The sequence below is a fragment of the Haloferax gibbonsii genome (assembly GCF_001190965.1).
Classification (GTDB): domain Archaea; phylum Halobacteriota; class Halobacteria; order Halobacteriales; family Haloferacaceae; genus Haloferax; species Haloferax gibbonsii.
In genome coordinates this window covers 379598-399574 of sequence record NZ_CP011948.1, presented here as the reverse complement: position 1 = coordinate 399574, position 19977 = coordinate 379598, and the positions used below count along the sequence as shown (strand labels likewise).

Here is a 19977-nt window from a genome sequence, read left to right as displayed (position 1 = left end):
AATGGCGTGCGCGCGGCCGAGAACGCCGATGGCCGCTCGCGGATTATCGACTGCAGAAAATGGGAGTAAGGTACGTCGTATCGAGGCTTGGTCCGGCCGTTACTCGTCTCCGTACTCGTTGTCGCCCATGGCGCAGTTCGACGCCGGGAACTCGCTGCACTCGTAGACGAGCGGGTCGGTCGTCTCGACGATTTCCGTCCGGATACCGAGTTCCTCGGCGCGGTCGTCGCCGACGCCGCGGACCATGTACCACGGGCGCTCGACCTGATGGTCGCAGGTCCGGTACGCGGAGTCGCCCCACGCGAGGCTCCACTCGAACTCTTCGAGCGTTCGAACCACCGTCGGCGGGTGGAACGTGCCGGCCTCCTCGACGGCGGCCGCGTACACCATCATCGACTCGTAGGTGTGCAGCGAACTCTGGTTGGGCGTCTCGTCGTACTCCTCTCTGTAGGACTCGACGAACACCTGGCTCGGTTCGTTGTCGGCGTTCGGGTTCCACGGCTCCATACCGAGGACACCCTCCGCGTCCGCGCCGAGCGGGTCGAGGGTGAACGCGCTGACGTGCGGGATGATGACGTCGATGTCGTCGGTCAGGCCGGCGTCTCGCAGTTGCGCGAGGCCGCTGGCGGCGAAGTTGCCGAAGCTGGAGAAGTACAGCGTGTCGGCACCGGAGTCTTCGAGCGCCTGAATCTGGGAGCTGTGGTCGGTCTCGCCCTCCGCGATGGCGGCACCGCCGGCGTCCTCCCACGGACCCTGTTCGGTGAGGTACTTGCGGGCGGCGTCGCGGTTCGACTGCCCGTAGGAGTAGTCCATGTAGATGTGGAACAGCGAGCGGTCCTCGCCGAGGACCGAGGGCGCGGCCTCGCCCATCGCCATCCCGATAATCTCCGCGTGGAACGTCGGGTGGAAGTAGTATCGCGAGCAGTTCTCGCCGGAGATGCCGGCGGACGTGGAGTTACCGCCCATGAACGGAACCTTCTCTCGCTGGGCGACGTTCTGCATCGCCATCGTCACCGTACTGGACATGCCGCCCGTCCAGAACTGGATGTTGTCCCGCTGAATCATCCGCTCGATGTTGTCCTGTGCCGTGTCGGCGCTGCCGGCGGTGTCGGCCTTCGTCGGCTCGACCTGGTAGCCCATGATGCCGTCGCCGCTCAGTTGATCCCAGTAGTCGACGAGGCCGCCGCCCTCGTTCAGGTGTTTGACCGCGAGGTCGAAGCCCTTCTCTTGGTCTTGGCCGTCGGGACCCAACGCGCCGGAGGTCGGCCCGTTGAATCCGATGCTCACGGAGTTCCCCTCGGGTGGGAAGTTCCCGATAGCCTCGTAGTCCTCGCCGCTGTCGTCGCCGCCGGACGTGTCCCCGCCAGAGGAGTCGTCGCCACCGCCGCCGTCGGTGTTCTCGGTCTCGGAACCGCCCCCACCGGTACAGCCCGCGAGGCCGGCCGTGAGTCCGGCCGTCCCGATTGCTTTCAGATAGCGTCGCCTGGATTCGTCAGTTAGCGCTGGTTGATCAGTCATGTTTCTTCGGAACGCTGGTAGTGACATGGTGTCATGGTATAGTTAAACTTTGTGATTATCCGGGTAGAAAACAGGTCACCCGGCCGGTCCGCGAGCGCGAAATCATCCTCGTCGGCGCTCAGCACGTCGTCGGCAGCGGGGGCGCCCCCCGAGTCCCGTTCTCGATTCGGAAACGCCCGGGTTAGGCCGCCGCCCGCATGCGGCGGTCGATTGCCTTCGCGAGCGTGAGCGCGAACTCCTCGTCGTTGATGTTGGCCGACGACTCGATGACTTCCACGTGGTCGTCGAGGTGCTCGCGCAGCGCGTCGAACAGCGCCTCGTCGGCCTCGGGGTCGTAGAACTCCTCGCCTTCGGCGTCGAGCATCGAGACGCCGCCGAGCGGGAGCGCGAGCGTGGTCGGCCCGGTCGCGGCGTTGAGCTTCTCCGCGATGATTCGGCCGAGTTCGGCGTTCTCCTCCGTGGTCGTCCGCATCAGCGTCACCTGCGGGTTGTGGACGTGGAACTGCCGGCCGTCGAACTCGTCGGGGATGGAGTCTTTCGGCCCGAAGTTGACCATGTCGAGCGCGCCGGTCGAGACGACCTGCGGGATGCCGCGCTCGGCCGCGGCGTCGAGCCGGTTCGGACCCGCCGCCAGGACGCCGCCGACCAGTTCGTCGGCCCACTCGGTCGTCGTGACGTCGAGCACGCCGTCGATGACGCCCTCCTCGATGAGCGACTCCATCGCCCGGCCGCCGGTCCCGGTCGCGTGGAAGACGATGGTCTCGTAACCCTCTGCTTCGAGCCAGTCGCGCGCCGTCTGGACGCACGGCGTGGTGACGCCGAACATCGTGATTCCGATGGTCGGTTTGTCCTCGGTCTCGACGTCCGGTTCGTTCGACACCATGCCGACCATCGCGAGCGCCGCGTTGGAGATGACGGTCCGCGAGAGTTGGTTGAGCCCCTCGATGTCGGCGACCGAGTACATCATCGCGATGTCGTGGTAGCCGATGTACGGCTCCGTGTCCCCCGAGGCCATCGTCGAGAGCATCAGTTTGGGGACCCCCATCGGAAGCGCGCGCATCGCGGCCGTCGCCACCGACGTGTTGCCGCCGCCGCCCAGACCGAGGACGCCGTCGAGTCGGCCCTCCGCGTGGAGTCGCGACGCGACGACGGCCGCACCGTCGCCCATGGTTTCGATGGCCTTGCCGCGGTCGCCGGCCTCCCGAAGCGCTTCGAGCGTGCTGCCGCCCGCCTCGGCCACGGCCGCGGCGTCGGTGTCCGGTTCGATTTCGGGCGCTCCCATCACGCCGACGTCGACGAGATGAACCTCGAGTCCCTGCCCTTCGAGCACGTCGCGGGCGAACCCTATCTCCTCGCCCTTGGTATCGAGCGTGCCGACGATGACGACGCTCATCGGTCACCCGTGGTGGACCGCTCGCGTCGGGTCGGTCCGCCCCCGTCGTTCGAAACCTCGACGCCGCGCGGCGTCGCCGCCGGTGCGACTGATTGTGTGCATGCGCGGTTCATACTTGCAATCGTGGGAACACTACAGACTGTAATCAATATTGGGGTCAGTCCAACGTTCACCGGCTAGTGACGCATCGAGACATCCGGACACGACTTGCCGCTGGACAGTACATTCAAGTAATGTTAGTTCATGAGATTTGGTAGCCCAAATCAATGAGCCGACGGAAATAATGGCTATACTTCCGTTACACCTCGCCTGTCAGTTGGGTGGGAACGCGGGAGCGAGAGCCACCCGTTCGGCGAATTGGCCGGGTACACGGCTGGGTTGCGGTTCGCGAGAGCAGCGCAGTCCTGTAATCGCACGGTAACCAACGACGACAGCGACCGACGCAACACACTATGACACACGACGACGACACGACACGGGAATCGAATCCCGACGACGGCGACAGCGAGGGACTGAACATCAACCGACGCAACTTCATGAAAGTGAGCGGCGTCGGGGCGGCGAACTTCCTCGGGGCCAGCGGCGTCGCACAGGCGAAACAGCTCACCACCGACGACACGATTCGCCTCGTCGCGACGGAGGGAGACATTCTCGCGGCGTACACGAACGAGGAGTCGGTTATCGAGGGTTCGGGCCTCGCCGACGCGATATCCGACTGGCGTCAGGGCGACCTGACGACGAACTCCCTGCTGAAGGGGATCAACAGTTGGCGCAACGGGACGGAGATAGAGACCTCGGCGGACTCGTTCTCGTGGGTCGCGACGGCGCCCGACGAGATGGAGGACACGGCCAACCCGACGCTCGTCATGCACGAGGGCGAGGAGTACGAAATCGAGCTCTCGAACGCCATGGACGAGGACATCACGTTCATGCTCGCGGACCCGACCGGCGAGGTGATGGAGTCGTTCTCGACGATGCAGGGGTCTGGCGACTCACAGACGGTCAGCTTCACCGCCGAGTCGTCGATGGCGATGTACTACGCCGAAGAGCACCCCGAGGAGATGCGGGGGAGCGTCGAGATAACGCCGCCTCCGGCCGAAGACAACATCAGCGTCCTCATGATGGGCGGCCCGCAGGGCGGCAGTCACAACGCGCCGGCCCGGCAGGTCCAGCTCACCGAGTACATGCTGGACCGCGGCATCGAGGTCCAGTACACCGACCGACTCGCCGACCTCGAACCCGACGTGCTCCACCGCTACGACGCGTGGATCATGATGGACAACCGCGGCGCGAACTACGGCCAAGAGCTGACTCCGGAACAGGAGGAGTCCATCGTCGAGTTCGTCGAGAACGGCGGCGGCTTCATCCCGATACACAGCGCCTCGGCGTGTTTCACCGGGTCGGACGCCTACATGAACCTCGTCGGCGGTCAGTTCGCCGCTCACAACTTCGGCGAGATGACGACGAGCTTCGCCCAGCCGAGCCATCCGATTCTGTCGACCCTCGACCCCATCACGGTCGAAGACGAGACGTACCGCCACATGAACCTCAACGACGATATCAACGTGCTCGCCTACGGGCAGTTCCCCGACGGCGACAGCATCCCCGAGTACGACGAGGGACGCGACCAGGGCGAACCGTGGTCGTGGACTCGTACGCAGGGCGACGGGCGCGTCTTCTACACCGCGTGGGGCCACGGTAGGGCTCCGTGGGCGACCGACGGGTTCAAAGCGCTCATCGAGAACGCGATTCGCTGGGTCACGAAGAACGAAGACACCATCGCTGAGGACACCAAGGTCCTCAACGACCTGGAGTTCATCGACGCCGACATCCCGTACTATCCACCGCCGGAGGGTAGCCTCCTGCCGACTGAGGTCCCCGAGGAAGTCGGCAGCGGAACGAGCTGGAACAAGATGCAGCGGGCGTTGAACCCCAGCGAGACGGTCAGACGGACGATTACGCCGGAAGGCTTCGACCTCAAGCCGTTCGTCACCGAGTCCGACCTGCCGGACGACGCGAAGGGGAACATCCTCGACGCGAAGTTCGACGCGCAGGGTCGCGTCTGGCTGTCGGTCACCCGCGACTATCCGAACGAGCTAGGCCAGGGCCGCGACAAAATCGTCGTCTGCGAAGACACGGACGGCGACGGACAGGCCGACGAGTTCACCGTCTTCGCGGACGGCCTCTCGGTGCCGGTCAGCATGGTTGTCGTCGAAGACGGCGTCATCGTCGCCGACCTCGACGACCCCAGCGAGAGCGGGAAGATGGTCCACCTCGCCGACACGGACGGCGACGGACAGGCCGACGAGCGAAACGTCCTGTTCTCCGGATTCGGTAACGGCGACACCCACGCCGGCCCCAACGAACTGGCCCACGGCATCGACAACTGGATTTGGGGACAGGTCGGGTACGGCGGCTTCAGCGGCACCATCGCCGGCGAGGAGCGAAACTTCAGTTCCTCGGTCTACCGATTCAAGTTAGAAGACGGCTCGGTCACCGACTTCGAAATCGTCGGCGCGCTGCCGGGGAACCAGGCGGGCCTCGGTTTCACCGAGGAGGGTCTCGCCTTCGGTTCGGCCGCGACCTCCGGGCGACCGAGCAACTACTTCGCAATCCCGCATCAGTACTACGACCTCATCGAGGGAACCGGGCCGAACGACTTCGGCGCGGCGTCTGATTCGAACCGGTTCCTCCCGGTCACCGACCGCGTCCGGCAGGTCGACCTCCACGGCGGGTACACCGCGGCGACCGGTCACACCATCTACACGGCGCGTGAATATCCCGAGAAGTACTGGAACAACACCGGCTTCGTCGGCGACGGCACGGGTCACATCCTCGGGTCGTTCTTCCTCTCGCAGGACGGTGCGGGCTACAACACCCACTACGCCCACAACATCGCCGGCGGCACCGACGCGTGGTTCGCGCCGTCGTACTCCTCCGTCGGCCCGGACGGCATGCTGTGGTTCATCGACTGGTACAACTACATCTACCAGCACAACCCGACGCCCGGCGGCTTCGAGAACGGCCCCGGCAACGCGTACATGACCGAGGTACGCGACCACGCGACCGCCCGGCTCTTCCGCGTCGTCTACGGCGACGACGACGGCTACGAGCCGACCGACCTCGCGGACGCGAGCGTCTCGGAACTCGTCGACACGCTGTCGAGTTCGAACATGTTCTGGCGGCGGACGGCCCAGCGGCTGTTGGTCGAACGGAACGAGACGGGCGCGCTCTCGTCGCTCGTCGACCTCGTCACGACGGAGACGCTCGACGAGATCAACCTCGACCCGGCGGCGATTCACGCGCTGTGGACGATGCACGGCCTCGGCGCGCTCGACGCCGACACCGGAAACAGCACCGCGATTCAGGCCGCGCTCGGCGCGCTGACGCACTCTTCGCCGGGCGTCAGGCTCACCGCGCTCCGCGTCCTGCCGTCGACGACGGACACGCGACAGGCGATTCTCGACAACGACCTCCTCAACGACGAGGACGGTCGGGTCGCCATGTGGGCGCTCGTCGCGCTCGCGCAGACGCCGTCCGACGACGCGTCCGGCGAGGCGGTCTACCAGATGATCAGCGCCGAATCGAACTATCAGGACACGGTCCTCGTGGACGCGGCGTCGCTCGCCGGCGCGACCCACGCCGACGGCTTCATCCCGGCGTACGAGGCCAACGAGGACACGAGCGACGGCGGGGACGACACCGACGAGCTGCCGAACCTCCTCGAAAACCCCTCGTTCGAGACGCCCGTCGGCGGCGACACCGGCGGCGACTCCGACCCGATGCCGGCCGGCTGGTCGACCACCCCGTACACCGGCTCGCCCGAATTCACGTACGCCGAGACGGGCTACGAGGGCGACCGGAGCGTCCAGGTGTCGTCCACCGAGGGCGCGGACGCCTCGTGGAACACGACGGTCGCCGTCGACCCGAACACCGAGTACACCCTCTCCGCGTACGTCAAGACCGACAGCGTCCAACTCGTCGACGGTACCTCGATCGGCGAGGGCCCGCTCGGGGCGACGGTCAGCGTCGAGCAGCTAGCGAACACGGACTCGGGAACGCAGTGGGACACGATTCCGTCCGGACTGACCGGCACCAACGACTGGACGGAGGTGAGCATCACCATCAACAGCGGCGACCTCGAAGAACTCCAGATCAACTGCCTGTTCGGCGGCTACGGCGAGGCGACCGGCACGGCGTGGTTCGACAGCGTCTCGCTGACCGACCCGGACGGCACCGACGTGCTCTCGAACGGTTCCTTCGAAGAGAGCACCGGCAGCAACGAACCCGCGATGCCCGCCGACTGGACGACGAACACGTTCGCGGGCACCGCCGAGTACACCTACGCGGACGCGGGTCAAGACGGCAGCCAGAGCGTCCAAATCTCGTCCGCGGAGGGCGCGGACGCGGTCTGGCTCACCGACGGCATCTCGGTCCAGCCCGAGACGGAGTACACGCTCAGCGGCTGGATAAAGACCGAGAACGTCCAGGTGAGCGACTCGGCTCGCGGTGCGCTGTTCAACGTCCACACGACGGACTTCGAGACGGGCCCGCTGACCGGAACCAACGACTGGACGGAAGTGAGCACCACGTTCACGACGGGTGCCGACACCACGACGGTCCAGATCAACTGCCTGTTCGGCGGCTACGGCAACGCGACCGGCACGGCGTGGTTCGACAACGTCTCGCTGACCGACCCCGACGGGAATAATCTCCTGCCGAACGCGTCGTTCGAGGAGAGTTCGGGTACCGACTCGTCGTCCGAGCCCGAGGGCCCGGCGAACTGGGAGGGAACCACTTACGGCGGCACGGCCGAGTTCACCTACACCTTGGACGTGGCCCGGACGGGCGACTACAGCGTCCGCGTCGACTCCACCGAGGGCGCGGACGCGTCGTGGACGCAGTTCCGCGACGACCTCGAACCGAACTCCGAGTATCGCTTCCGCGCGTGGGTCAAGACCTCGGACGACTTCAGCAACTCCGAGGACGGCTTCGGTGAAATCGGAAGCTCCTACGGCGTCACCATCAACGTCCACTCACTCGGACAGGGCTCCGTCACGGACTACTACACGGACCCCGTCGAGGACTGGCAACTGCTCGAAACGACGTTCTCGACTGGCGCGTCGCCCGGTGAGTTCCAGCTCAACCTGCTGTTCGGCGGCTGGGGCAACGCCACCGGTACCGCGTGGTTCGACGACACCGAACTCAAGCGCATCGGCGGCTCCGGCAACGGGCTGGAACTCGTCTACGACCGCGTCACCGAACACGTCGAGGCGACCAGTGGTGACGGGAGCGACGACGGCGGCAGCGACGACGGCGGCAGCGACGTCATTCCGTCGGGGTCGACCATCGAACTCGAAGCCGGGAGCAACGAGGGCTGGACCGGCGTCTCGCCGTCCGGAATCGCGGACACGACGAACCCGACGCTCACCCTCGAAGCCGGCGGCGAGTACACCGTCACGTGGACGAACCGCAACGGCGCGCCCCACAACTTCGAGGTCGTCAACGGCGACGACGCCGTCGTGAACGACATCTCCACGTCGTACCTCGCGACGCAGGGCGAGTCACAGAGCGTCACGTTCACCGTCACCGACTCGATGGCGGAGTACGTCTGTCGCGCCCACAGCTTCCGGATGCGCGGCACCATCGAAATCGCGAGCTCGGGAGGTAACTGAGCGGGCGAGACGCGTTCCGACCGCGGTCCGTGGCGTCTTTTCTTTCGTATCGCACTCTCGGTGTCGGCGAGCGACGCGGAAAATCAGTACTTCGGGCGCGTCGCGGCGGTGCCCGGACTACACCTGCGGGCCGGCGAACAGCGACGGGCGCTCGAACGCGAGCGACACGTCGTCCGCGATGCCGAGCAGGTCCGCGACCGTCGGTGCGAACCGCCGGGCGTCGACGATTCGGTCGGACGAGCCGTCGGGGGCCGCCGGCCCGCCGAAGCCGTAGAAGCCGCGCGTCTCGGGGTCGACGCGACCGTGCGACCCGGACACCTTCGTCGGGTCGAGCGTCACGAGCCCTTCGTCGCCGAGGAACAGTTCGCACGGGTCGAAGCCGGGCTTGGCGTGGATGTCCATCTCCGTCGCGTACGACGGCGCGTCGGCGTCGTCCGTCCACCAGTAGTACTGGAACCACGCGTCCGCGTCGGCGACGGCGACGAGGTCGCCGGCGTTCGGGTGGTTCGCGTCGCCCCGCGCTTCGCCTTCGACCACGGCGTCGACGCCGGGGAGCGATTCGAGAACCTCTCGGGCGGCCGCCGGCCGGTCGGTGTACACGTGCGCGATTTGGTGGTCGACCATCGCGAACGCCGACGACGCGGCGACGTCGACTTCCTCGCCGCCCTCGCCGTCGTCGCGAACCGAGAGCAGCCCCGCGTCGCGGAGCGCCCGGTTCGGGAACACCGGCGTGTCGACCGCGTTGAAGCCGTACTCGTTGACGACGCCGACCGCCGTCTCGGACCAGCGGGACGTCGCTTCGAGCCAGTCGAGGAACTCGCCGACGAGGTCGTCGACGACGCCCACGGCCTCCCGAAGTTCCGGGGAGTCGGGGCCGTGCCGCTGGGCGTCGTAGTCGAGGTGCGGCACGTACACCCACAGCAGGTCCGGGTCGTACCGCGCTATCGACTCCCGCGCGGCCGCGAGAATCCACTCGCTGCTGCGCTCGTCGGCGACCGGCCCCCAGTAGTTGTGTAAGGGGAAGTGGCCGTACTCCTCGCGGAGAGCGTCGTAGAACTCGTCGGGGTTCGTCCAGCAGTCCATCTCCATGAGGTTGTTGTCCTCGTCTTCGATGGGCGACGGCGTGACGGCCACGTCGGCGCTCGTGCCGATGAGGTGTTGGAAGAACAGCGCGCCCGTCGTGAGGCCCGCCTCGTCGCTCGCGGCCTCCCACAGGCGCGTTCGCGTTCCCCGGTCGCGCTCCCAGAACTCGGCGACCTGCCGGTCGCGGTCGAACTCGCCGCTGGACACGTCGCCGTGGGCGGCGGGCGACTGCCCGGTCGAGAGGGTCGTCTGTGCGGGCACCGTGACGCTCGGAAACGGCGGTTCGAGCGCCCCGGACGGCTTTCCGGCGAGCAGGTCGGCGATATTCGGTGCCAATCCCTCGTCGAGATGTTCTTGTTGGAGTCCGACGACGTCGAGGACGACGACGCGCCCGGCACCGGACGCGGTCGCGTCCGAGGTCCTTCGAGCCGTCACGTTCCCTCCGCGTGGCGCTCCGCGTAGTCGTAGAGGAGTCGGAACTGCTCGGACAGTTCGTGTCTGTCGACGCCCTCGGGGGACTTGAAGAAGGACGCGAGGTGCGGCATCGTCCCGCCCTCGCCGCGCTCGTCGGCGAAGGCGGCCAGCCGGACCATGTCGAGGACGAGCGGGGCGGCGAGCGCCGAGTCGGCGCCCTCCCACGTGAACTGCATCTTCATCTTCGTCCCGAGGAAGCCCTCGAAGTGGACGTGGTCCCACGCGGTCTTCCAGTCGCCGAGCGACGGCGTGTAGTCGATGCGGACCGCGTTGTGGGTCTCGTACCCGAGGATGTCGTCCAGCAGGCTGCCCTTGCTCTCTATCTTCCCCGCCTTGTTCGCGTCGTCTTCGAGGACGAGTCCGTCGCTGTTGCCGAGGATGTTGTGGCCTTCCCACGAGAGAACGCGCAGGTTCCGCCCCGCGAACATCGGTCCGAGCGCGGACTTCATCAGCGTCTCGCCGGTCTTCCCGTCGCGGCCCATGTGCGGCACCTCGTTTCGCTCCGCGAGTTCGCACAGCCCGCCGAGCGAGGAGCCGGTACTGGGAGTGAAGTTGATGTACGGGTGGCCGTCGAGGAGCGCCGCGTACGCGTACAGGGCGCTCGCGGGGAGGTTCGGGTCGTCGCGCTCGACCGCCGTCTCGAACGCCGCCAGCGTGTCGTAGTCGCCGGGCGTCGGAATCGGCGGCTCGGTCGACGCGGCGTTCACGACGACCAGCCGGTCGACGTCCTGCGAGTCGGCGAAGGCGGCGTAGTCGGCCCGTATCTCCTCGACGATGTCGGCGACGGCCACGTCGTCGCTCCCCGTCCCCGAGGACATCCCCTCGACCGCCTCGCCGCACCGACGCGCGGTTCCGAGTTCGACGCGCTCGTCGATTTCGCGGAGGTCCTCGCGGACCGCGTCGAGGGTGTCGGGTGCCACGACGCCGCCGTGGCCCGCCATCTCCTCGGCGGTCTCCTCGATTCGCTGGGACCGGATGTCGTGGCCCCCGAACACAAGGTCGTCGAGGGCGGGAAGGTCGAGCGCGGCCACCGGTTCGCGGGCCGTCACCATCCCGGTCGTGTCCGCGACGCCGCGTGCGATTGCGCGCGCGCCGGTCATCGAGACGCTCGCGACGTTACCTCTGGCTCCGATTATCCAAACTCCGACTGTCATCGACTCACGATTGCGGTGGCCGATACATAACCTTGTCCGTCAATCATGATTGTTTCCGCGTCGGTGCCGGCGGGCGACCGCTCACCAGTCGAGGGAGGTGTCGGCGTCCCGCCTGTCGAGTTGGTCGCCGTGTTTGCTGAAGTCGAGGCTCCGGTCGAGGACCGTCTCCTCGGGGTGTCGCCACGTCTCGTCGCAGTCGACGCAGCGCCACTCCTCGTAGGGGCGACCGTCCTCGGGCGTGACGCGGTTCGATTCTATCGGCTCGCCGCAGAACGGACAGTGTTCCGGCATGCGACTACGGGGTCGGCGCGGACGAGTAAATAGCTGTCTCCGCCGTCGCTTGCGGTCGCTTCAGTCGGTCGCTTCGCCCGGTCGTTGCGCCCTCGTCCCGCGGCCGTCACCGAATCCACCGAAACAATGATTAACTACCATCAGAGAGGTAGGTCACATGTCGATACCAATTATCGACCCGCACATGCACATGGTGTCTCGCTCGACGAGCGACTACGAGCGCGCCCGGCTTGCGGGCGTGGAATGTTGCGTCGAACCCGCGTTCTGGAGCGGGACGGACAAGCAGCACGCGGCGTCGTTCTTCGACTACTTCGAGCAGATAATCGAGTTCGAGACCGACCGGGCCGAGCGGGCGGCGGGCATCGACCACTACGTCACCGTCGGCCTCGAACCGAAGGAAGCGAACTACCCCGAGATGGCGGAGGCCGTGATGGACGGGCTCCCCGAGTACCTCGACCGCGAGCACGTCGTCGGACTCGGCGAAATCGGACTCGACCAGGGGACCGAAGCCGAGGAGTACGCGTTCAGACGCCAGCTCAGAATGGCGGAAGAACGCGAACTGCCGGTCATCATCCACACCCCGCACACCCAGAAGCCCGAGGGGACCGAGCGACTCGTCGAGATGATTCAGGACGAAGACGTGACCGAAGAGCGAATCGTCATCGACCACAACACCGAGAACACGGTCGATATCTCGCTGCAGACCGACTGTTGGCTCGGCTTCACCCTCTACCCCGGAAAGATAGACGCCGAGACGACCATCGACATCCTCGAGGAGTACGGCACCGACAAGATGCTGCTCAACAGCGCCGCCGACTGGGACCCGTCTGACCCGCTCGCGGTCCCGAAGGCCCGAGACAAGATGCTCGACCGCGGCTGGGACCGAGACGAGGTCCGCAAGGTCGTCTACGACAACCCCCGGGAGTTCTTCGGCCAGTCGCCGAACTTCCACTACGAGGTGTGACCGATGGAGTTTGGCTTCTCGATGAACGCGTTCCGGCAGCGAACTCTCACCGAAGGCGTCGAGGCGATAGCCGACGCCGGCTACGACGGCGTCGAAATCCTGCTCGACGACCCGCACCTGTTCCCGGGGACGGCCGACGGCGACGACCTCGAACGCGCTCGCTCGCTCCTCGACGACTGCGGCATCGACGTCAGCAACTGTAACGCCTTCATGCTCAGCGCCATCGAGCCCTCCGCGGAGAGTCGGGCGGCGACGTTCAACCGCGACACCGAGGCGTTCCACCACCCCTCGTTCGTCGAACTCGCGGCCGAGGACCGACAGGCGCGGGTCGACCACACGAAGAACGCGCTCGCCACCGCGGCCGCGCTCGGTTCGGAGAGCATCTCGATTCCGCCGGGCGGCCCGGTTCCCGAGCGCATGTCGCGGGCGGACGCGCTCGACGCGTTCGTCCGGGGGCTCCGCGACGTCGCCGACGCCGCGGAGAAACTCGGCGTCGACGTGCTGGTCGAACCCGAACCGCACCTGCTCATCGAGACCTCCGAGGACTTCCTCGACCTCCTCGACCGCGTGGACTCGCCCCGAATCGGCTGTAACTTCGACGCGGGACACTTCTACTCGGTCGGCGAGGACCCGGTCGAACTGGTGGAGCCGCTCGCGCCCCACACGCCGCACTACCACCTCGAAGACATCCCGGGCGACCGCACCCACGAACACACCCAACTCGGCGAGGGTGCGATGGACATCGACGGCTTCCTCGAGGCGGTCGAAGCGACCGGCTACGACGGCTACGTCACGGTCGAACTGTACCCCTACCAGGAGACCGCGGCGGAGACGGCCCGAACCGCGATGGAGTACCTCGAAGCCCATGGGTGGGCCTGACCGCGCGGGTCGGAAACGAGAGCCGGACCGACCGACGAACCGACGATGAACCGAACGAACGCGACACCCTCGACCGGCGGCCTTCGACGCTCGCTCGCGAGTCTCGCCAGACTCGTCCGCGTCCCGAACCTGTTCACCGCGCCGCCCGACGTCATCCTCGGGGCGGTGTTGGTCAGCGGCGGCCGCCCGTCGGTTCCGCTGTCGTCGCTCGCCGGCGTCGCACTCGCCTCGGTGCTGCTGTACGCGGCCGGCACGACGCTCAACGACTACGTCGACGCCGACGAGGACGCGCAGTTCCGTCCGGAGCGCCCGATTCCGTCGGGAGACGTGTCGCGCACGCGAGCTCGAAACCTCGGGGTCGCGCTCCTCTGTGCCGGCGTGGTCGTCGCCGCGGCCGCCGGGGGACCGACCGCCGGCGTCGTCGCCGTCGTCCTCGGTTCGTTCATCGCGCTCTACGACGGCGCGCTCAAGGGGACGCCGCTCGGCTTCGCGGCGATGGGCGGTTGCCGGGGAGCGAACGTCGCCCTCGGCATGGCGGCCGTGGCGGGGGCTCCCCCGTCGCTGTCGGCTCCGACGTGGGTCTACGTCGTGCCGGTCGTCGTCGCGCTCTACATCGCCGGCGTCACGTACATGGCCGAGCGGGAGACCGGTCCGGGCGACTCGGGGTCGGTGCTGGTCGGGATGGCCGGCGTCGGACTCGCCGTCGGGTCGGTCGTCGCGGCCGGCGCGGCCGTCGGCGTCGACTCGACCGACTCCGCGACGGTCGCCGTGGCCGGCGGACTCCTCGTCTGGTTCGCGGCGTGGACCGGCCGCGACCTCCTGACCGCCTACGCCGACCCCCGTCCGGGCACCATCGGCCCCGCGGTCGGCACGTGCGTCCTCGCGCTCGTCGTGTTGAACGCGGCGGTCGCCGGGCTTCTGAGTCCCGCGTGGGGCGTCGTCGCGGCGGCGTTCGTCGCCCCCGCGGTCGGCCTCTCGTCCGCGTTCGACGTGTCGTGAACCGACGCGGCGCGTCGGTCCGTCGGCGCGTCGGGTTCCGTCCCGAACGATTGGCAGTACCAAAACAATTATTCATGTGTGACTGTACCACGACGTATGGTACAGTTAGCCTTCTCTACGAACGCGTACACGCGTTTCGACCTGCCAGAGGCGATCAGGCGAATCGCCGACCACGGCTACGACGGGGTCGAGCTACTGGCGGACGTGCCGCACGCGTTTCTCGCCGACTTCGACGAGACCGACCGCGAGCGCGTCCTGACGGCGCTGGACGAGACGGGACTCTCCGTGTCGAACATCAACGCGAACACGACCTGCGGCTACTACGACGACGCGCCGCCGTCGGCGTTCTTCGACCCGACGCTCATCTCGGCCGACGAGGAAGACCGCCGGTGGCGCATCGAGTACACGAAGGCCGCCATCGACTTCGCCGCGCTGGTCGACGCGCCCGCGGCGTGCGTCGCCAGCGGGTCGTCGCTTCCCGGGACGCCGCCGAGCGAGGCTTACGAGTACCTGCTCGAATCGCTCGACGAACTCACGGCGTACGCCGAGGACGTCGGGGTCGACCTCGGCATCGAGTTCGAACCGGAACTCCTCGTCGAGTGCACCGAGGAGGTGTTGACGCTCATCGACGACGTGGGGAGCGACGCGCTCGGCGTCAACTTCGACGTCGGCCACTCGGCCGTCTACGGCGAGGACCCCGCCGAGAGCATCCGGCAGTGCGCCGGCCACATCACCGGCATCCACCTCGAAGACATCGAGGGCGGCCGCCGCGGGAAACACTATCACCTCATCCCCGGCGAGGGCGACATCGACTTCGAGCCCGTCTTCGGCGCGCTCGACGACATCGGCTACGACGGCTTCGCGACGTTCGAACTGTACACGTACCCCGACGAACCCGACGACGCGGCCCGGCGCGCGCGAGAAGAACTGGCCGAATACGCCCGCTGAAGCGCCGCGGTTCGGCAGCAATTCGCGGCGAGAGACGCACCGAACACCGCCGCTGACGGCATCGATTCCCGCGAGCCACGTCGCGTGAGTGGCGTCGCGGTCCGCGCGCTCGGAAACGGTTCTCAGATAATCGTTAACTATTTGCATGGAGCTTTCGATTCACACGCTGATTGCATGCTTTCCAGCGAGAGCGAGCTATCCCCATCCAGAGGTAGCGCGCGCACGAGACGTCAGTCTCCTGTCCGACGAGTCGAACAGACACCGCCGGCGGTCGCGTCCCGCCGAGGCGAGGCGAAGCGGCCGACCGCCGCTTCGCATTCCGCTCGCGGAACGACTGCTCCATCGAACATCGACCTGACCACCGCGTCATGAGACCGAGCATACCACGTCCGGGGCGGTCGACGGAACTCCGGAACGCGCTCCCGGTCGTCGCGATGGCGGTCCTCTTGGTGCTCGGCTCGCTCGGTCTGGGCGCGGCTATCGCGCCGGTCGCCGCGGACGCCCACGGCGGGACGCTCACCCGGACGGTCGATGACACGACGCTCGCACCCGGCGAGTCAACCACGGTCACGGTCGAGGTAAACGCCTCCGAGCGGGGGAACTTCACCGTGGTCGAAGAGCTGAGTCCGGGCTTCGAGTCGGTCGAAATCGTGGACGCCGACGGCGCGGACTTCTCTGGCGTGCGGAACGCAGACGACGAGCTGTTCGCGACCTACGGCGACCGCGAGAGCGTCACGCTCGTCTACGAGGTGACCGCGGCCGACGACGCGAACGCGACGACCCACGAACTCACCGGATACGGCGACTTCGGCCTCGAAGACATTCGGGCCTCGACGACCGGTGACGGTGAAATCAACGTCTCGACCGACGACGGGGCGAGCGTGGTCCGGTCGGTCGACGACGCGACCCTCGCGCCCGGCGAGTCGGCGACGGTCTGGGTCGCCGTCGAACGAGACGAGGCGGCGAACTTCACGCTCGTCGAGGAGTTCAGCCCCGCCTTCAGCTCGGTCGAAATCGTGGACGCCGACGGTGCGGACTTCTCGGGCGTGCGGAACGCCAACGACGAGCTGTTCGCGACCTACGGCGACCGGAAGCTCGCCACACTCGTCTACGAGGTGACCGCAGCCGACGACGCGACGACCGGCACGGTCTACGAGCTCGACGGCTTCTCGGACGTGAACGGCTCGCAGTCGGCGACTGACGGGACCAGCGAACTCAGCGTGCAGGAGTCGAGCGACGACGACCTCGCGGCCGTCCGGTCGGTCGACGACGCGACCCTCGCGCCGGGTGAATCGACCACGGTCCGGGTCGCCTTCGACCGCGACCGGGCGACGAACTTCACGCTCGTCGAGGAGTTCAGCCCCGCCTTCGGCTCGGTCGAAATCGTGGACGCTGACGGCGCGGACTTCTCGGCCGTACGCGACGCCAACGACGAGCTGTTCGCGACCTACGGCGACCGCGAGTTGGCCACGCTCGTCTACGAGGTGACCGCCGACAACGACGCGACGACCAGCACGGTCTACGAGTTCGACGGCTTCTCGGACGTGAACGGCTCGCAGTCGGCGACCGGTGGTTCCGGCGAAATCAGCGTTCAGGCGTCGGACGACGATGACTCCGGCGCGGTTCGCTCGGTCGACGACGAGACGCTCGCCCCGGGCGAATCCACCACCGTCACGGTCGAGGTCGACCGAGACGAGGCGGCGAACTTCACGCTCATCGAGGAGTTCAACCCCGCGTTCGCGTCGGTCGAAATCGTCGACGACGACGGCGCTGACTTCTCGGGCGTGCGGAACGCCAACGACGAACTGTTCGCGACCTACGGTGACCGCGAGAACGTCACCCTCCAGTACCGCGTGACCGCCGGTGACGACGTGGACGCCGGAACGGCCTATCAGTTCGACGGCTTCACCGACGTGGACGGCTCGGAGGTGACGACCGGCGGCACCGACGAACTCGACGTTCAGAGCGAGTCCGACGACGACAACTGGGACCTCACCCGGTCGGCCGACGACACGACGCTCGAACCCGGTGAATCGACCGTCGTCTCGGTGGAAATCACCGGCAGCGAGGCGACGAACTTCACCGTCATCGAGGAGTTCAACCCCGGATTCGCATCGGTCGAAATCGTCGATGACGACGGCGCGGACTTCTCGGGCGTGCGGAACGCCAACGACGAACTGTTCGCGACCTACGGTGACCGCGAGAACGTCACCCTCCAGTACCGCGTGACCGCCGGTGAGGACATGGACGAGGACGCCTCGTACGAACTCAGCGGGTTCGCGCAGTTCGACGCCGACGACAAGGAGATGAGCGTCGACGGCCTCGAATCGCTCTCTGTCGGCGCTGACGGTGACAGCGGCGACGACGGGTCCTCCGACGACGGAGATGACGGAGACGACAGTAACGACGGTGGCGATGGTGATGACAACGACGGCGACGACGGTGACGATGGTGACGACAATGACGGCGACGACGGCGACGGTGGTGACGACAACGACGGCGACAACGGCGACGATGGTGACGACAACGACGGAGACAACGACGATAGCAACGGAGACGGCGACGGCGACGACTCGGACGACGGAACGACCGAGACGACGACCGCCGACCCCAACACGCCCGCGACGACCACGACTGACACGCCCGTTCCCGGGTTCGGTGTCTCGGTCGCGCTCGCCGCGCTTGTGATGGGCTCGGTCCTCCTCGCGCGCCGGCGAACGACCTAACGAGGCGACTCGTCTTCCCGCGCCCTCGAACGTCCTCGAATCCCCTCCGCTCCCGCTTTCGGCTCTAACTCGGTCATTCAGAAGATTTAATATAACAACTCCCAAGTCGTAGTTCAGGGTCCATCATGACAGACTGGTCTAGGCGGCGGTTTCTACAGACAGGCGCAGCCCTCGGCATCGCCGGAACGCTCCCGCAGACGACGACGAACGTGTCCGCGGCGTCACCGGCGTTGGATAAGTTCGTGCAACCGCTTCCGGTTCCGTCGGTCCGGGAACCGGACGGGCAGCGAGACGGCGCGGACGCCTACGAGATATCGGTCACCGAATTCACCCAACAGCTCCATCCGGACCTCCCGGAGACGACGGTCTGGGGGTTCGACGGGTCGTATCCCGGCCCGACCATCGAGGCGGACGCCGGGAGTCCGGTCCACGTTCGCTTCGACAACAGCGAACTCCCGAGCGACCACCTGTTCACCGTCGACGAGCGAATCGGCGGCACGACCACGGAGAACCACGCCGGCTACGACGGCCCGGTCCCGGAGGTTCGGACCGTCACCCACTTCCACGGCCTGGAAATCGACCCCGCGAACGACGGGCAGTCCGACATGTGGACCTCGCCGAGCGGGGTCGAGGGGCCGCGGTTCGACTCGGAGTGGCAGGAGCTACCGATGGAGCAGGGTCGGACGACCTCGACGTACCACGACCACACGCTGGGCATCACCCGGCTCAACGCCTACGCCGGGCTGCTCGGCCTCTACTCGATTACGACCGACGCCGAGCGAGAACTCGGCCTCCCGTCCGGCGACTACGACATCCCGCTGTTGCTGCAGGACAAGGAGTTCAACGACGACGGCTCGCTGCACTACCCCGACGAGTTCGTCTCGGCGTTCCTCGGCGACACCGCCGTCGTCAACGGGGCCGTGTGGCCGTACGTCGAGGTCGAACCGCGTCGGTACCGGTTCCGCATCCTGAACGGCGCCAACCACCGCTCGTTCGACCTCCAACTGGAGAGCGAAAGCGGGTCGGGCGCCCCGACGATGTATCAGTTCGCCCCCGGTCACGGCTTCCTCGAATCAGTCGTTCCCATCGGTCCGGGCGGCGACCTCGACTCGCTCTTGCTCACGCCCTTCGAGCGCGGCGAACTCATCGTCGACTTCTCCGACCACGCGGGCGAGACGCTCACGCTCACCAACGGGGCCGACATGGGTCCCGAGCTGACCGACCTCGTCCAGTTCCGCGTCTCGGACCCCGAGACGTCGCCCGAAGATACGAGCACCGCCCCGGCGGACCTGTCGCTTCCCGAGCCGACTTCGTACGACGAGAGCGACGCGCGGGTGACCCGCGAGATGACGCTGGGTACCAAGGTCGACGTGGAAAACAACCTCATCACGCACACGCTGAACGGGTACGTCTTCGGCGACGAGGACGCGCCCGTCTACCCGCAACTCGGGTCGACCGAGATATGGGAACTCCAGAACGAGTCGGGCGGGAGACACCCGATTCACCTGCACCTGGTCACCTTCAGGGTCATCGGTCGCGGCCCCGACGGGACGCAGCCACCGGACCCCAACGAGTTGGGGCCGAAAGACACCGTCCGCGTCGACCCCGACGAGCGCGTGCGGATAATCGCCAAGTTCGAGGGGTACACCGGACAGTTCCCGTGGCACTGCCACATGCTCGAACACGAGGACAACAAGATGATGATTCCGTTCGTCGTCGAGAACCCCATCGCGGACTACGCGAACGAAAGCGACATCGTGGACGCGACGGGGCTGACCGACGCGGTCGGCGACTGGCGGAACGACGACCTCGAAACCGAGGTCCTCCTCGAGGTCATCGACCAGTGGCGAAGCGGCGACGAGGTCGCCTGACC

General features: G+C 67.0%; 12 protein-coding genes. 7 read left to right on the top strand and 5 right to left on the bottom strand.

Annotation, left to right across the window (positions count from 1 at the left end):
* Nucleotides 1-99: 99 nt before the first annotated feature.
* Complete coding sequence (locus ABY42_RS16625) at nt 100-1518, bottom strand: substrate-binding protein (RefSeq protein ID WP_004971752.1); 1419 nt, start codon at nt 1516-1518, stop codon at nt 100-102.
* A gap of 181 nt (nt 1519-1699) precedes the next feature.
* Nucleotides 1700-2911 (bottom strand): Tm-1-like ATP-binding domain-containing protein, encoded by a 1212-nt coding sequence (locus tag ABY42_RS16620; protein WP_050460177.1) that lies wholly within the window; start codon nt 2909-2911, stop codon nt 1700-1702.
* A 452-nt stretch (nt 2912-3363) separates the two neighbouring features.
* Between ABY42_RS16620 and ABY42_RS16615 the strand changes: the two genes are divergently transcribed.
* Nucleotides 3364-8586, top strand: a complete 5223-nt coding sequence (locus ABY42_RS16615; RefSeq protein ID WP_050460176.1) for a PVC-type heme-binding CxxCH protein — start codon at nt 3364-3366, stop codon at nt 8584-8586.
* Nucleotides 8587-8703: 117 nt separating this feature from the next.
* Here ABY42_RS16615 and ABY42_RS16610 read toward each other — a convergent pair whose 3' ends face one another.
* From ABY42_RS16610 to ABY42_RS16600, 3 genes are all read right to left on the bottom strand, one after another.
* Nucleotides 8704-10104 carry an alkaline phosphatase family protein gene (locus ABY42_RS16610; RefSeq protein WP_050460175.1) on the bottom strand — a complete coding sequence of 467 codons (1401 nt, stop codon included), beginning with the start codon at nt 10102-10104 and terminating at the stop codon, nt 8704-8706.
* Complete coding sequence (locus tag ABY42_RS16605) at nt 10101-11297, bottom strand: inositol-3-phosphate synthase (protein WP_050460174.1); 1197 nt, start codon at nt 11295-11297, stop codon at nt 10101-10103. The genes ABY42_RS16610 and ABY42_RS16605 overlap by 4 nt, the downstream gene beginning before the upstream one ends.
* Before the next feature lie 81 nt (nt 11298-11378).
* Nucleotides 11379-11588: a hypothetical protein gene (locus ABY42_RS16600; RefSeq protein ID WP_004971767.1), complete on the bottom strand. Its 210-nt coding sequence runs from the start codon at nt 11586-11588 to the stop codon at nt 11379-11381.
* Nucleotides 11589-11772: 184 nt separating this feature from the next.
* On the opposite strand from ABY42_RS16600, the gene ABY42_RS16595 reads away from it, so the two are divergent.
* The 6 genes from ABY42_RS16595 (at nt 11773) to ABY42_RS16570 (ending at nt 19975) form a co-directional block, all read left to right on the top strand.
* Nucleotides 11773-12552 (top strand): TatD family hydrolase, encoded by a 780-nt coding sequence (locus ABY42_RS16595; protein WP_004971771.1) that lies wholly within the window; start codon nt 11773-11775, stop codon nt 12550-12552.
* A gap of 3 nt (nt 12553-12555) precedes the next feature.
* Nucleotides 12556-13431, top strand: coding sequence for a sugar phosphate isomerase/epimerase family protein (locus ABY42_RS16590; protein WP_004971773.1), 876 nt, complete (start codon nt 12556-12558; stop codon nt 13429-13431).
* Between the two features lie 45 nt (nt 13432-13476).
* A complete protein-coding gene (locus ABY42_RS16585; protein ID WP_050460173.1) occupies nt 13477-14430 on the top strand; it encodes a UbiA family prenyltransferase in 954 nt (317 codons plus the stop codon).
* A 96-nt stretch (nt 14431-14526) separates the two neighbouring features.
* A complete protein-coding gene (locus ABY42_RS16580) occupies nt 14527-15378 on the top strand; it encodes a sugar phosphate isomerase/epimerase family protein (RefSeq protein WP_008096749.1) in 852 nt (283 codons plus the stop codon).
* A 368-nt stretch (nt 15379-15746) separates the two neighbouring features.
* On the top strand, nt 15747-18104 hold the full coding sequence (locus ABY42_RS16575; RefSeq protein WP_197092940.1) for a PGF-CTERM sorting domain-containing protein: 2358 nt from the start codon (nt 15747-15749) through the stop codon (nt 18102-18104).
* Nucleotides 18105-18313: 209 nt separating this feature from the next.
* Nucleotides 18314-19975 carry a multicopper oxidase family protein gene (locus ABY42_RS16570; protein WP_050460226.1) on the top strand — a complete coding sequence of 554 codons (1662 nt, stop codon included), beginning with the start codon at nt 18314-18316 and terminating at the stop codon, nt 19973-19975.
* Nucleotides 19976-19977 lie beyond the last annotated feature (2 nt).

What these genes read in the sequence shown, in the direction of transcription:
- ABY42_RS16595 (WP_004971771.1), top strand. Translation starts at nt 11,773, where the DNA reads ATGCACATGGTGTCTCGCTCGACGAGCGACTACGAGCGCGCCCGGCTT.
- ABY42_RS16620 (WP_050460177.1), bottom strand. Translation starts at nt 2,911, where the DNA reads ATGAGCGTCGTCATCGTCGGCACGCTCGATACCAAGGGCGAGGAGATA.
- ABY42_RS16615 (WP_050460176.1), top strand. Translation starts at nt 3,364, where the DNA reads ATGACACACGACGACGACACGACACGGGAATCGAATCCCGACGACGGC.
- ABY42_RS16600 (WP_004971767.1), bottom strand. Translation starts at nt 11,588, where the DNA reads ATGCCGGAACACTGTCCGTTCTGCGGCGAGCCGATAGAATCGAACCGC.
- ABY42_RS16625 (WP_004971752.1), bottom strand. Translation starts at nt 1,518, where the DNA reads ATGACTGATCAACCAGCGCTAACTGACGAATCCAGGCGACGCTATCTG.
- ABY42_RS16575 (WP_197092940.1), top strand. Translation starts at nt 15,747, where the DNA reads ATGAGACCGAGCATACCACGTCCGGGGCGGTCGACGGAACTCCGGAAC.
- ABY42_RS16580 (WP_008096749.1), top strand. Translation starts at nt 14,527, where the DNA reads ATGGTACAGTTAGCCTTCTCTACGAACGCGTACACGCGTTTCGACCTG.
- ABY42_RS16585 (WP_050460173.1), top strand. Translation starts at nt 13,477, where the DNA reads ATGAACCGAACGAACGCGACACCCTCGACCGGCGGCCTTCGACGCTCG.
- ABY42_RS16590 (WP_004971773.1), top strand. Translation starts at nt 12,556, where the DNA reads ATGGAGTTTGGCTTCTCGATGAACGCGTTCCGGCAGCGAACTCTCACC.
- ABY42_RS16605 (WP_050460174.1), bottom strand. Translation starts at nt 11,297, where the DNA reads ATGACAGTCGGAGTTTGGATAATCGGAGCCAGAGGTAACGTCGCGAGC.